Below are 13,484 nucleotides of genomic sequence, written 5' to 3' on the forward strand. Positions count from 1 at the left end.
GGGGAGCTGTGGAGCAAGCCGCACATGAAACCGACCGGAGCACCGTTGGGCGCCGCACCGTCACGCACCGAGACCACCGACCCCGAGTCCACCCCCGAAGTGCCCGCCAGCCCCGAACAGGTCCGCGACGAGCTGTTGGCTCGCGCCGCCGCGACCGCGCCGGAGATCGGCGATCTCATCCAGCTCTACTACCGCCACGCCCCGGCGGAGGAGGTCACCGACGACGAGCCCGCCGTGCTCGCCGGGACCGTCCGCTCGCACTACGAGCTCGCCGCCAGCCGGGTGCCCGGCAGGCCCGCGATCCGGGTGCTCAACCCCAGCACCGGCGCCGACGGCTGGAGCTGCCCGGCGACCGTGGTGCAGATCGTCACCGACGACATGCCCTACCTGGTGGACTCGGTGGCCGCCGAGCTCTCCCGGGGCGGCGTGCAGGCCCAGCGCGTGGTGCACCCCATCGTCGTGGTGCGCAGGGACGTCACCGGCGGGCTGCTCGAGGTGCTCACCGACGCGGACCCGGTCGACCCGCCGGCCGACGCGCTGGCCGAGTCCTGGATGTACCTGGAAGTCGACCTCATCACCGACCCGGACCGCGCGCGTGAGCTGAAGCAGCGGCTGCTCTCGGTGCTCAACGACGTCCGCGAGGTCGTCGAGGACACCGACAAGATGATCGGCACCGCCACCCAGCTGGCCGACGAGCTGACCAGCAACCCGCCGCCGCTGTCCGGCACCGAGGTGGCCGACGGCGCCGCGCTGCTGCGCTGGCTCGCCGAGGACCACTTCACCTTCCTCGGCTACCGGCACTACGAGCTGGTCAGGGACACCCCGGACGGCGACCCGGCACTGCGCGCGGTGCTCGCCTCCGGCCTCGGCGTGCTGCGCCAGGACAGCCTGGCCGCGCGCAGCCTCACCGCGGGCCCGGACTCCGCGGCCCAGGCGCTGGCGCCCGAGCTGCTGGTGCTGACCCAGGCCTCCGCGCCCTCCACCGTGCACCGCTCGGTCTACCCGTACTACGTGGGCGTGAAGACCTTCGGCCCGGACGGCGAGGTCACCGGCGAGCACCGCTTCCTCGGCGTGCTGACCACCATCGCGCTGCACGAGAACGTGCTGGACATCCCGGTCATCCAGCACCGGGTGCGCGAGGTCATCCGCCGCGCCGGGTTCCCGCTGGAGTCCTACTCCGGGCAGCGGATGCTGGAGGAGATCCAGAACTACCCGCGCACCGAGCTGTTCTCCACCGACATCGACGGCCTCTACGACACCATCACCAAGGTGCTCGCGCTGGCCGAGCGCCGCCGCCTGCGGCTGTTCCTGCGCCGCGACCCGTACCGCCGCTTCTACTCCTGCCTGGTCTACCTGCCGCGCGACCGCTACACCACGACCTCGCGGCTGGCCATGCAGGAGGTGCTGCTGGCCGAGCTGTCCGGCACCTCGCTGGAGTACAGCGCCAGGATCGGGGAGTCCCAGCTGGCGCGGGTGCACTTCATGGTGCACACCGACCCGACCGTGGACAGCGAGCCGGACGCCGCCCGGATCCAGCAGCAGCTCACCGATGCGGTGCGCAGCTGGGACGACCTGATGGTGGACGCGGTGCTGGCCGAGCGGCGGGCCCAGGCCGAGACGGCGGGACAGCCGGTGAGCACGGGCTCGGAGTCCGCCACCGAGCTGGGCCAGCGGTACGCGCTGTCCTTCCCGGAGGCGTACAAGGAGGACTTCTCCGCCGAGGAGGGCCTGGCCGACCTGCGCAAGCTGCAGGGCCTGCTCGACCAGGAGGGCCAGTCCGCGCTCTCCTTCTACGTGCCGGAGCACGCCGAGCCGGGTGAGCGCCGGTTCAAGCTCTACCTGTGCGGGCGCAGGGTCACCCTGTCCCAGGTGCTGCCGATGCTGCAGCGGATGGGCGTGGAGGTCGTCGACGAGCGGCCCTACGAGATCCGCCGCGAGGACGGCGCCCAGTGCTGGATCTTCGACTTCGGCCTGCGGCTGGAGGCCGCGGTGCTGGACCGGATCGCCACCGAGGACCTGGACACGGTCCGCATCCGCTTCCAGGAGGCATTCGCCGCCGCCTGGCGCGGTCAGGCCGAGGTGGACGGGTTCAACCAGCTGGTGCTGCGCGCCGGGCTGACCTGGCGGCAGGCCGCGCTGCTGCGCGCCTACGCCAAGTACCTGCGCCAGGCCCGCACGCCGTACAGCCAGGACTACATCGAGGACGCCGTGCTGGCGCACACCGAGGTGGCCACCGCGCTGGTCCGGCTGTTCGAGGCCCGCTTCGACCCGGCGCTGTCGGCGGAGACCAGGAACTCGCAGACGGAGAACCTGCGCGCGGAGCTGGCGGCCCGGATCGACGAGGTCACCAGCCTGGACGCGGACCGCATCCTGCGCAGCTTCCTCAACCTGATCAACGCCACCCTGCGCACCAACTACTTCTGGCGCGACGAGCGGGGTGAGCCGCGGCCGTACGTGGCCTTCAAGCTGGAGCCCAGGTCCATCCCCGACCTGCCGGAGCCGCGGCCGCGGTTCGAGATCTTCGTCTACTCGCCCAGGATCGAGGGCGTGCACCTGCGCTTCGGCCCGGTGGCCCGCGGCGGCCTGCGCTGGTCCGACCGGCGGGAGGACTTCCGCACCGAGATCCTCGGCCTGGTCAAGGCGCAGGCGGTGAAGAACGCGGTGATCGTGCCGGTCGGCGCCAAGGGTGGCTTCGTGGTCAAGCAGCCGCCCAAGCCCACCGGGGACGCCGGCCTGGACCGCGAGGCGACCTGGAACGAGGGCATCGCCTGCTACAAGATGTTCATCTCCGGCCTGCTCGACCTGACCGACAACCTCGCCGCGGGGCCGGATGGCAGCACCGTGATCCCGGCCGACCAGGTGGTGCGGCACGACGGTGACGACACCTACCTGGTGGTCGCCGCGGACAAGGGCACCGCGACCTTCTCCGACATCGCCAACGGCGTGGCCAAGGACTACGGCTTCTGGCTGGGCGACGCCTTCGCCTCCGGCGGCTCGGTCGGCTACGACCACAAGGCCATGGGCATCACCGCCCGCGGCGCCTGGGAGAGCGTGAAGCGGCACTTCCGCGAGCTGGGGGTGGACACCCAGACCGAGGAGTTCACCGTGGTCGGCGTCGGCGACATGTCCGGCGACGTCTTCGGCAACGGCATGCTGCTCTCCGAGCACATCCGGCTGGTGGCCGCCTTCGACCACCGGCACATCTTCCTGGACCCGGACCCGGACGCGGCAGCCAGCTTCGCCGAGCGGCGGCGGATGTTCGAGCTGCCCCGCTCCTCCTGGGACGACTACGACCGGACCAAGATCAGCGAGGGCGGCGGGGTGTTCCCGCGCGGCGCCAAGTCGATCCCGGTCAGCCCGCAGGTGGCCGCGGCGCTCGGCCTGCCCGAGGGCACCACGAAGCTGTCCCCGCCGGAGCTGATGAAGGCCATCCTGCTGGCCCCGGTGGACCTGCTGTGGAACGGCGGCATCGGCACCTACGTCAAGGCATCCACCGAGTCGCACGCCGAGGTCGGCGACAAGGCCAACGACGCGCTGCGGGTGGACGGCGGGGCGCTGCGGGTCAAGGTGGTCGGCGAGGGCGGCAACCTGGGCCTGACCCAGCTCGGCCGGATCGAGTTCGCCAGGGCGGGCGGCAAGGTCAACACCGACGCGCTGGACAACTCCGCCGGGGTGGACTGCTCCGACCACGAGGTCAACATCAAGATCCTGCTGGACCGGCTGGTCGCCGACGGCAGGCTGGACGGCGCGCAGCGCAACGAGCTGCTGGCCGAGATGACCGACGAGGTCGCCGAGCTGGTGCTGGCGGACAACTACCGGCAGAACGCGGTGCTCGGCATCAGCCGCGCGCACGCCGCGCCGATGCTGTCCGTGCACGCCAGGCTGGTCGCCGACCTGGAGAAGCGCACCGGCCTGGACCGCACCCTGGAGGCGCTGCCCAGCCGGAGCCAGTTCAAGCAGCTGGAGACCGCCGGCCAGGGCCTGACCTCGCCGGAGCTGGCCACGCTGCTCGCGCACGTCAAGCTGGCGCTCAAGGACGAGGTGCTGGCCAGCGACCTGCCGGAGTCCGGCGCGTTCGCCAGGCGGCTGCCGGAGTACTTCCCCTCCGCGCTGCGCGAACGCTTCGGCGAGGCCATCCCGAGGCACCCGCTGCACCGGGAGATCACCACCACGTTGCTGGTCAACGAGGTGGTCGACGGCGGCGGCGTGTCCTTCGCCTTCCGGCTGACCGAGGAGCTCAACGCCAGCGCCACCGACGCGGTGCGCGCCTTCGCCATCGTGACCAAGGTCTTCGACCTGCCGTCGCTGTGGCGGGCGGTGGACGAGCTGGACAACGTGGTGCCCACCGCGGTGGCCGACGAGATCATCCTGGAGATCCGGCGGCTGCTGGACCGGGCCTGCCGCTGGCTGCTGTCCAACCGGCCGCAGCCGCTGGCCGTCGGCGCGGAGATCGCCCGCTTCCAGAGCCTGGTCGGCGAGGTCGGTCCGGACACCATCGAGCTGCTGCGCGGCCGGGAACGCGAGCAGGTGCTCGAGCACGCGGAGAAGCTGGTCGCCGACGGCGTGCCGGTCGAGCTGGCCCGCCGGGTCGCCTCGCTGCTGCACACCTACTGCCTGCTCGACGTCACCGAGGTGGCCGAGCTGGCCGAGCGGGACAACGTGGTCGGCGAGCACAGTCAGCGGGAGGCCGCCGACATGTACTTCGCCCTGTCGGAGCACCTGGACGTGGACCGCATGCTCACCTCGGTGAGCGCGCTGGAACGCGGCAACCGCTGGCACGCGCTGGCCAGGCTGGCCCTGCGGGACGACCTCTACGCCTCGCTGCGGGAGATCACCCTGGACGTGCTGCGCACCAGCGACGTGGGCGACAGCGTGGCGGAGAAGATCGAGAAGTGGGAGCAGGCCAACTCGTCCAGGCTGGCCCGCGCCCGCGCCGCGCTGCAGGAGATCAAGGAAGTCGGCAAGCTGGACCTGCCGACGCTGTCGGTGGTGGCCCGCCGGGTGCGCAGTATCGTCCGCTGATGCCCGTATACATCACGCAGGTGCGGCCGCGCTGGGCCGACATGGACGTGTTCAACCATGTCAACCACGCGGCCGTGGTCACCCTGCTGGAGGAGGCCCGGGCCGGGCTGCTGTTCGTGGAGGCGGCGCGGCTCGGGTTCACCGACATGGCCAACGGCCTGGTGCTGTCCCGGCTGGAAGTCGAGTACAAGGGCCAGCTGCGCTACACCGGCGGTGACGTCCACGCCGAGGTGAGCATCGAGGATCTGCGACACGCCAGCTTCGTGGTGCGGCACACTCTGCACACGGGCCCGTCGGCGGGGGATCCGGTCGCGGCGGTCGCCAGGACCACGCTGGTCCCCTTCGACGTGTCCGCACAACGACCACGACGACTGAGTGGAGCCGAGCGGGAGTTCCTCGCCGGTTACCAGGTGGGGGAGAGTGTTGGCTGAGTTGCACGTGCCCGATCCGGTGGAGCGGGACGATCTCGGCGCGTTCGTGGCCAGGGCGGTACGGCTGGACCAGCAGGTGGCGGTGCGGCTGAAGGAACGCGAGGGCGGGCTGCTGGAAGCGTGGGCCGCCACCCCGTTCGACGTGCTGGCCACCAGGTCCGTCCAGGGCGCGATCCAGCCCTCGGACATCACGGTGACCGGCAGCGAGCTGCTGACCGCGCTGGCCGTGGTCGGCGGCGAGCGGGTCGACCCCGGTCCGCCGAGGGACATGCTGTGGCGGTCGGCGCTGCCGCCGGCGATCGGCTGGCAGCACGTGGACCTGCTGCCGGTGGCGGTGATCAGCGAGCTGGCCGACCGCGGTGTGGAGCTGGCCAAGGAGAACACCGGCCCGCAGGGCACCCCGCCGGCCTCGCTGCTGGACCAGACCGTGCTCACGGTCTCCGGCAGCGGGCTGGACGTGAAGGTGCCGCTGCGGGTGCTGTTCGCCTTGTCCGGCATGGGTTTCCTCAGCGGCGGCCCGGCCGAGGACGTGGTGAAGGTGACCGCGACCGACGCCTGGCTGCGCATCGACGCCCGCTTCGGCGCGGTGGTCCGCCGCAGGCACGCCCTGCTGCCGCTGCTGGTCTGAGGCTCAGGCGGCGGGGACCACGGGTTCCCGCCGCTTCGCCCGGCTGGGCAGCGCGAGCAGCCCCAGCCCGGCCAGCACCAGCAGCGCGCCGATCCCACCGCCGGCGGTGAACGGCTCGCCCAGCACCAGCACGCCCAGCAGCGCGGCCACCACCGGCTCGGCCAGGGTGAGCGTGGCCACGGTGGCCGCGGGCAGCACCCGCAGCCCCGCGCCGAAGAGCAGGTAGGCCAGCACGGTGGGCACCAGCACCAGGTAGCCGACCACGGCCAGCCCGGACAGCCAGGCCGGGTCGCCGCCGTCCAGCCCGCCCGGCCAGCGCCACAGCAACATCGGCAGCAGCACCAGCCCGCCACCGGCGAACAGCAGGCCCATCACCCCGTCCGAGCGCTGCCCCGCGGAGATCATCCTGGCCGCGCAGACCGTGTAGACCGCGTAGCCCAGCCCGGCGGCCAGCGCGAGCGCCGCGCCCAGCGCCGCGTCCGCGGCGTTCCCCGTGCCGCTGGGACTGGCGAGCACCAGCGTGCCCACCCCGGCCACCGCGAGCGCGGTCGCGGCCAGCCAGGTCCCGCTGGGCCGTTCCCTGGTCACCAGCCACTGCACCAGCCCGGTCCACACCGGGCAGGAGCCGAGCGCGGTGATCGTGCCGACCGCGACCCCGGCCATCGACACCCCGGAGAAGAACCCGACCTGGAACAGCGCCACCCCGGCCGCGCCGACCACGACCAGCGGCCAGGAAGCCCGGGGCAGCCCGCGGAAGGCCCCGCGCAGCAGGGCCAGGCCGAGCAGCAGCGCCCCGGCCAGCGCCACCCTGGCCGAGCCGACGGTCAGCGGGTCGAGGCCGGTGGGGCCGAGGGCCTGTGCCGTGCCGGTGGTGCCGAACAGCACGGCGGCGGTGAGGACCAGGACGGTGGCGCGTGCGGTGTTCATCGCCGCCGATCCTGGGGCACCCGGCGCAGCCGCGTCGACCGGGTTTCCCAACCGGTCGGATGAGCGGGCCGGTGGCTCAGACCAGCCAGGCCGCGGTGTCCGGCGGCAGCTGCTCACCGGCCAGCGGACCGCTGGCCAGCAGCACCTCGCCCGGCGGCAGCGGGACCAGCGCGCCGGAGGTGTTCAGCGCGCAGATCAGCCCGCCCGGCTTGCGGCGGAAGGCGAAGCAGCCAGCCGGCGCGCCGTACCACTCCACCTCCTCGCCGCTGATCGCTCCGTGCGTCTTGCGCAGCTCAAGGGCCTGCCGGTACAGCGAGAGCATCGAGGCCGGGTCCTCCAGCTGGGCCTCCACGGTCAGCGCGGCCCACTCCGCCGGCATCGGCAGCCAGGTGTGCTCACCGGGGGAGAAGCCGAACGGCGACTGCTCGCCCTCCCAGGGCATCGGCACCCGGCAGCCGTCCCGGCCGCGCTCGGTGTGCCCGGACCGCTCCCAGGACGGGTCCTGCAGGGCCCAGTCCGGCAGCTCCACGTTGGGCAGGCCCAGCTCCTCGCCGTTGTACAGGTAGACCACGCCGGGCAGCGCCAGCTCGACCAGCGTCATCGCCCGCGCCCGCTTCACGCCCAGCTCGCCGCCGCCGTAGCGGGTCACGTGCCGGACCACGTCGTGGTTGGACAGCGTCCAGGTGGGCAGCGCGCCGACCTCGCGCACCGCGGCCAGCGAGTGGTCGATGGCCCCGCGCACCGAGTCGGCGTCGAAGTCGGTCTCCACCAGCCGGAAGTTGAAGCCCAGGTGCAGCTCGTCCTGGCGGACGTAGCGGGACATCCGCTCGTCGTCCTGCACCCAGATCTCGCCGACGGCCATCCGGCCCGGGTACTCGTCCAGCACCTTGCGGATCATGCGGTGGATGTCGTGCACGCCGTCGTTGTCGAAGCGCGGGTCCCGGTTGTTGTCGAAGAGCAGGTGCGGGCCCGGCATGTCCTCGGGGTTCATGTCCGGCAGCCCGTCCGGCTTGGCCATGCCGTGCGCCACGTCGATGCGGAACCCGTCGACGCCCCGGTCCAGCCAGAACCGCAGCGTCTGCTCCAGGTCCGCCCACACCTCGGGGTGCTGCCAGTTCAGGTCGGGCTGCTCGGGAGCGAACAGGTGCAGGTACCACTGGCCGTCCTGGACCCTGGTCCACGCCGGTCCGCCGAAGATGCTCGGCCAGTTGTTCGGCGGCTCCGCGCCGTCGGGGCCGCGGCCCTCGCGGAAGATGTAGCGCTCCCGCTCCGGGCTGCCCCGGCCGCCGATGAGCGCGGCCTGGAACCACTCGTGCGCCTCGCTGCTGTGGTTGGGCACCAGGTCCACGGTGACCTTGATGTTCTGCGCGTGCGCGTCCGCGACCAGCCGGTCGAAGGCGGCCAGGTCGCCGAAGAGCGGGTCCACATCGCGCGGGTCGGCCACGTCGTAGCCGTGGTCGGCCATCGGGGAGCGGTAGAACGGGGTCAGCCAGAGCGCGTCGACACCGAGCAGCTCCAGGTAGCCCAGGCGGGACCGGATGCCCTCCAGGTCGCCGACCCCATCGCCGTCGGAGTCGGCGAAAGAGCGCACGTAGACCTGGTAGAAGACGGAGTCCCGCCACCAGTCGGACGCGGCGGCAGGATCAGCACTGCCGCCCGCGATGTCGGGGTCCACCTCGGGCGATCGTCGCACGATGGTTCATCCTGCCATCCGGGTCTGACATTCAAGGCCCACTTGGGTGATCCGTGAGTTTCCCGACTTTCGCGGTCTGGATCACACCCAGGAGTTGACCAAGCTGTTAGCGGCCATCTCCATGTACGCCCACAGCTGGTCCCGGCGCTCCGGTGCCAGGCCGGCCTCGTCCACCGCGATCCGCATGCAGCGCAGCCAGGCGTCCCGCTCGATCGGGCCGATGGTGAACGGCACGTGCCGCATCCGCAGCCGGGGGTGTCCGCGCTGGTCGGAGTAGGTGTGCGGGCCGCCCCAGTACTGCATCAGGAACAGCCGCAGCCGCTCCTCGGCCGGGCCGAGGTCCTGCTCCGGGTACATCGGCCGCAGCACCTCGTCCTTGGCGACCTCGGCGTAGAAGCGCCCCACGATGCGGCGGAAGGTCTCCTCGCCGCCGACGAGGTCGTAGAAGGTCTCCGGAGTGCCCACGACAACCATTCTCCCCGTTGCTCAGGTCTTGGATCCGGCCGGGGCGGGCGGCAGCTCCGGCCCGTTGGGTCGCCCGTTCGGGTAAGGCGGCTCGACGCCCGCCTCGTCGTAGGCGGCCATGATCTTGGCCCGCAGCGCGCGCTGCACCGCCCACTGGCGGCCGGGCCGCACCTTGACGGTCATCCGCAGGGTCACCGTGTCCGAGGTGACCTTCTCCACGCCGAGCACCTCCGGCGGCTCCAGCACGTCCTCCAGCAGCGGCGTCTGGCTCGCGGCCGTGGTGACCACCTCGGCCATCAGCTCGGTCGCCTGGGCCACGTCCACCGTGTGCGCCAGCGGGAAGTCGACCACCGCGACCGCGAAGCCCTGGCTGGAGTTGCCGACCCGCAGCACCTCGCCGTTGCGCACGTACCAGACGGTGCCGTTGACATCCCGCAGCGTGGTGACCCGCAGGCCCACCGTCTCGATGGTGCCGGTGGCCGGGCCGAGGTCGACCACGTCGCCGACCCCGTACTGGTCCTCCAGCATCATGAAGATGCCGGACAGGAAGTCCTTGATCAGGTTCTGCGCGCCGAAACCGATGGCCACGCCCAGCACACCCGCCGAGGCGATGATCGGCGTGATGTCGATGGTCAGCGTTTCCAGGATCATCAGGAACGCGATGCCGAACACCAGGATCGAGGTGATTGACTTCAGTATCGAGCCGATGGTCCTGGCCCGCTGCGCCCGCCGCTCGGACAACAGCGGCCCGGCCGCGGCCTTGATCGCCTCGGGGGCGCGCTCCTTGAGCGGCCGCAGCAGCACCGGCACCCGCCCGGCGCCGGAGTTCGCGGTCAGCTTGTCGATCATCCGCCGGAGCACGTAGCGCAGCAGGAACGCGCCGACCATGACCAAGATGATCTTGATGGGCTTGGTGATGATCCACTGGTTGTTGGCCAGCCACTCAGCCGAGCTGAACAGCCACTCCTGTGGTTCACGCACGGATGACTCGACGGTCATGTCACTAACAAGGGTGACAACGTTCGGCACGGTGCCATGTTACGGAGCGGTCTCAGCGGCCAGTGACCGAGGCGGCCATCTCGGACAGCTTCTGGGCCAGCGTGCGCTTGTCAGCCGGGGCCACGATGACCCACTGGCTACCGTCCGGACCTCGCATCTTCTGCCCGAGGTAGCGCCCGTCGGTGTTGTCGATGAATGTGAGCGGGCTCTCGGCCCGCTTGCGCGACCCGAGCCGGTCGCGGGCCGCCACGAACAACTGCCCGCCGCCGGTGCGCGGCTTGTCCATGATCTCCTTCAGTCGCTGCGGGCTGGGCCCGCCGCTGCCGCGCGAGGAGGTCATGAACCCACCGCCGTCGTCCTCCGGCCGCGAGTGCCGCCCACCGCTGCGGCCACCGCCACCACCGTCGCCGACGCTGTCGGCGGGGAAGTTGAAGGACTGCCCGCGCGCGGCTGGCTTGTCCGGCAGCACCGAGACCAGCGCGTCGATCAGCCCGGTCGGCCGCAGCGGGGTCAGCACCAGCTTCTCGTCGATGATCTCGGCCAGCACCGCGTCGTCCCCGGAGGCCGCGGACAGCGCGGCGCGCTGCCCCTCGCCGTTGGGGGCGCTGAACCAGCCGTAGAACTCCCGCTGCGGCCGCTCCAGCATGTGGAAGGTGTCCACCAGGTCGGGGTGGGCCTTGCCGTTGCGGGCAAGGCCCAGCCCCTCCAGCTCCTGCCAGGCCCGCCGTTGCACGTCAAGCCGATCCTGGTAGGTCTCCCCGTAGGAGGGGATGCTCAGGGTCGGGTGCTTGTCCTGCAGGTTCTCGCTTTCCCACACGATGTCGTAGGCAGGCAGCGAGATGGTGACTCTGGCTCTCAGCACGGTGTCTTCCTAGGTTGCGCGATCAGCGGTACCCGGGCGGGGTCTCCCCGATGACCGGCGGCGCGACCAGCGTGTTGTCGCCCCAGATGTCATCGGACTCGACCAGGTAGCTCGGCCGCTTGTGTTCCTTGTCCTCATCGCCGCGCGCACCCGCGCCGCCCATACCGCCACCGGCGCCCATGCCACCGCGGCCACCGGCACCACCCGCGCCGGCGCCACCGCGCCCGCCAGGCCCGTGCCCGTCCGCACCGACACCACCGGACCCACCAGGCCCGAACCCGGCCCCGCTGGGCCCGAACCCGCCACCACGCGGCCCGAACCCACCAGCGCCACCACCGCCACCAGGCCCACGGCCACCACCGCCGCCACCGGGCATCCCCGGCATCCGCGGCGGCGCCCCGCCACCAGGCCCACGACCGGGCCCGGGAGGCGGCTGCTGCCCAGGCGGCCAGCTGCCGATGGGCGGCGCGATCGGAGGCTGGATCGGCGGCGGCTGCACCGGCGGAGTCGGCGGCAGGTACGGCGGCCGCGGCGGCTCGACCAGCGGCGGCTTCACCAGACTCGGGTCAACCTGGTCATGGCCACCACCGGTGCCCGGCGGCCGTCCGTCCCCACCGGGCAGGCCCTGCGGGAGGTTCGGCATGTTCGGCGTGCGACTGCCGTTGCGGTCCCCGCCACCGATCCCGCCGGGATCGTTCGGGTTGCGCTTGCCGGGGTCCACCTCGTTCGGGTTCGTCCCGCTGGTGTCCGGGGTCACCGGAGGCGGCGGGATGAACTGCGGCATGTTGCTGGTGTTGGTCTCGCTCTGCGCCGCGTACTCGGTCAGTGCCTGCTGGTTCGCGGTGGTCTTCTCCCCTTGAACCCGCTTGGCCTCGTCGTAGTCGGTCTCCCACCATGCCGCGCCGTTGAGCCAGGGCTCTTCGCCCGGGTCCGGCGGCAGCACGACCTTGTCCTTGACCGTGCGGAAGTCACCGCTCTGCGAGGCGACCTTGTAGGCGGTGTCGGTGCAGACGGTCTTGGCCGCGCCGGCCCATGCGGCCAGCGGCGAGGCGACGAGCTGCGCCTGGTCGGCCGCCTGGCCCTCCCAGGCCACCTTGCCGGCCTTCAGCGCGTTCTCGACCATGTCCCGGACGGTGAGGTAGCGGTCGCCGAGCTTCTGCCACGCCTCGTAGTTGAGGTCGGTGGTGGAGTCGGCGCCCTTGGCGTCCTTGTGGAAGAACTCGTAGATCGTCTTCCCGTCGTAGGCGTTCGGACGGGGCATGCACGAGGGATCAGGAGCCATGGCTAGCTACCCCCTTTCATCGTCGAGATCACCATCTCCGCGACCTTGTCCGCCAGCGCGCAGGGCGCCTTGTACTCAGGGGCCTTCTGGTCACCGGTGAGCACCACGACGTTGAGGATCACGTTGTCGTTGACGCCGGTCACCCCGCCGCAGTCACCCGAGTCGAACGGGACCGACTCGTTGGTGTGCGCCGACGGGTAGCCGGCGACCGTGGTCTCCTCGAAGTGCTTGTAGGTGCTCCGGTCGGCGTAGATCTTGTTCAGGCCGCCCTCGGTCTTGCTGTTGAGGTTGACCCCGATCGAGCCGGTCAGGCTCTGGCCAGGGCTGGCGTCCACGGTCCAGTTGCAGGTCTCGCCCGCGGGGGTGGACCGGGCCTTGCCCGGCTTGGTCACCCGGAGCTGCCCGGTCTGGGCCGAGGTGAGCAGTTCGCAGGTGCGGCCGTCCCACTTGGCCGCGTCCAGCTTGGGCTGGGTGATCGCCGGGGCCTGGCCCTTGCTGGAGCTGGGAGCGGCGGTGGCACTGGCCGAGGTAGGCGCGGGCGTCTGCCCGGAGCCACCGCCGGAGCAGCCGGCGACGGCTGCCAGGCAGAGCCCGGTGGTCAGTGCGATCAGAACCTGCCGGCTCACTGCGCCTTGCCTCCAAGCTTGGTGTTCATCTCTTCCGCGTTCGCATAGCCCTGCTTGACCGCGTCGAGGTTGCGCACCATGTTCTCCAGGGCCTCGCGGTACTGCTTGTTGGCCTGGCCGTGGCAGCCCGCCTGGTCCAGCGCGCGCTCGGTGATCTTCTCGACGGCGACCGCGCTGTAGGGGTCGCGACCGGGGGCGGCCAGCTGGCGCAGCTGCCGGGCCTCCTGCTCGATCAGCTTCAGTTCCTCGATCGCGTCGTTGAGACCGTCGATCGCCTTCTGCACATGCGCCTTGTCGACCTTGAACTTGCCGCCGGTCTTCGCCGAGGAGTAGTCGGTCGAGTAGTGCTGATTGAGCCTCGCCTGCCCTGGCGAGATATCCGCATCCGGATCCCGTGGCGGCATGTCACACCCTCCCAGTTACTGCGCTCGATGCCGTCTCGCATCGTAACCTTCGACGCCGACACCGCAGGGCGGGTTCCCACAGGTTCTGGCTGTCGTTTGTGGACCGTGACCCGGCTTGGTCACGGCCCGTCAACAGTGGTGACGC

11 protein-coding genes are annotated in these 13,484 nt (G+C 71.4%); 3 read left to right on the top strand and 8 right to left on the bottom strand.

Features of this window, described 5'->3' with window-relative positions; all coding sequences use genetic code 11:
• Positions 1-24 precede the first annotated feature (24 nt).
• Genes N8J89_RS06710 through N8J89_RS06720 form a run of 3 tightly spaced genes read left to right on the top strand, consistent with a single transcriptional unit; the run spans position 25 to position 6,081 of the window.
• Entirely contained in the window at positions 25-5,022 is a 4,998-nt protein-coding gene (locus tag N8J89_RS06710) for an NAD-glutamate dehydrogenase (protein WP_283663483.1), read from the top strand.
• Positions 5,022-5,453, top strand: a complete 432-nt coding sequence (locus N8J89_RS06715; protein WP_283663484.1) for an acyl-CoA thioesterase — start codon at positions 5,022-5,024, stop codon at positions 5,451-5,453. Before N8J89_RS06710 ends, N8J89_RS06715 begins: the two co-directional genes overlap by 1 nt.
• A complete protein-coding gene (locus N8J89_RS06720) occupies positions 5,446-6,081 on the top strand; it encodes a DUF8010 domain-containing protein (RefSeq protein ID WP_283666108.1) in 636 nt (211 codons plus the stop codon). The genes N8J89_RS06715 and N8J89_RS06720 overlap by 8 nt, the downstream gene beginning before the upstream one ends.
• Positions 6,082-6,084: 3 nt before the next feature.
• Here the strand turns inward: N8J89_RS06720 and N8J89_RS06725 are convergent, their stop codons facing one another.
• The 8 genes from N8J89_RS06725 to N8J89_RS06760 form a co-directional block, all read right to left on the bottom strand.
• Positions 6,085-7,008, bottom strand: a complete 924-nt coding sequence (locus tag N8J89_RS06725) for a DMT family transporter (RefSeq protein WP_283663485.1) — start codon at positions 7,006-7,008, stop codon at positions 6,085-6,087.
• Between the two features lie 76 nt (positions 7,009-7,084).
• The gene (locus tag N8J89_RS06730) at positions 7,085-8,683 is read right to left on the bottom strand and encodes a glycoside hydrolase family 13 protein (RefSeq protein WP_502868476.1); all 1,599 of its coding nucleotides are present in this window, start codon (positions 8,681-8,683) and stop codon (positions 7,085-7,087) included.
• A 99-nt stretch (positions 8,684-8,782) separates the two neighbouring features.
• Positions 8,783-9,175 (bottom strand): globin, encoded by a 393-nt coding sequence (locus N8J89_RS06735; RefSeq protein ID WP_283663486.1) that lies wholly within the window; start codon positions 9,173-9,175, stop codon positions 8,783-8,785.
• A 12-nt stretch (positions 9,176-9,187) separates the two neighbouring features.
• A complete protein-coding gene (locus N8J89_RS06740; protein ID WP_502868424.1) occupies positions 9,188-10,165 on the bottom strand; it encodes a mechanosensitive ion channel family protein in 978 nt (325 codons plus the stop codon).
• Positions 10,166-10,217: 52 nt separating this feature from the next.
• Positions 10,218-11,027 (bottom strand): ESX secretion-associated protein EspG, encoded by an 810-nt coding sequence (locus N8J89_RS06745; protein WP_283663488.1) that lies wholly within the window; start codon positions 11,025-11,027, stop codon positions 10,218-10,220.
• Positions 11,028-11,049: 22 nt separating this feature from the next.
• Positions 11,050-12,288 carry a hypothetical protein gene (locus tag N8J89_RS06750; RefSeq protein WP_283663489.1) on the bottom strand — a complete coding sequence of 413 codons (1,239 nt, stop codon included), beginning with the start codon at positions 12,286-12,288 and terminating at the stop codon, positions 11,050-11,052.
• 23 nt (positions 12,289-12,311) lie between these two features.
• Positions 12,312-12,935, bottom strand: coding sequence for a DUF3558 domain-containing protein (locus tag N8J89_RS06755; RefSeq protein WP_283663490.1), 624 nt, complete (start codon positions 12,933-12,935; stop codon positions 12,312-12,314).
• A complete protein-coding gene (locus N8J89_RS06760) occupies positions 12,932-13,339 on the bottom strand; it encodes a hypothetical protein (RefSeq protein ID WP_283663491.1) in 408 nt (135 codons plus the stop codon). The genes N8J89_RS06755 and N8J89_RS06760 overlap by 4 nt, the downstream gene beginning before the upstream one ends.
• Positions 13,340-13,484: the final 145 nt, after the last annotated feature.

Source organism: Crossiella sp. CA-258035, assembly GCF_030064675.1.
Lineage (GTDB): Bacteria > Actinomycetota > Actinomycetes > Mycobacteriales > Pseudonocardiaceae > Crossiella.

Bases quoted from the DNA above. Each gene is read 5' to 3' on its own strand.
- N8J89_RS06725 (WP_283663485.1), bottom strand. From the start codon at position 7,008: ATGAACACCGCACGCGCCACCGTCCTGGTCCTCACCGCCGCCGTGCTG.
- N8J89_RS06710 (WP_283663483.1), top strand. From the start codon at position 25: ATGAAACCGACCGGAGCACCGTTGGGCGCCGCACCGTCACGCACCGAG.
- N8J89_RS06750 (WP_283663489.1), bottom strand. From the start codon at position 12,288: ATGCCCCGTCCGAACGCCTACGACGGGAAGACGATCTACGAGTTCTTC.
- N8J89_RS06715 (WP_283663484.1), top strand. From the start codon at position 5,022: ATGCCCGTATACATCACGCAGGTGCGGCCGCGCTGGGCCGACATGGAC.
- N8J89_RS06735 (WP_283663486.1), bottom strand. From the start codon at position 9,175: ATGGTTGTCGTGGGCACTCCGGAGACCTTCTACGACCTCGTCGGCGGC.
- N8J89_RS06740 (WP_502868424.1), bottom strand. From the start codon at position 10,165: ATGACCGTCGAGTCATCCGTGCGTGAACCACAGGAGTGGCTGTTCAGC.
- N8J89_RS06760 (WP_283663491.1), bottom strand. From the start codon at position 13,339: ATGCCGCCACGGGATCCGGATGCGGATATCTCGCCAGGGCAGGCGAGG.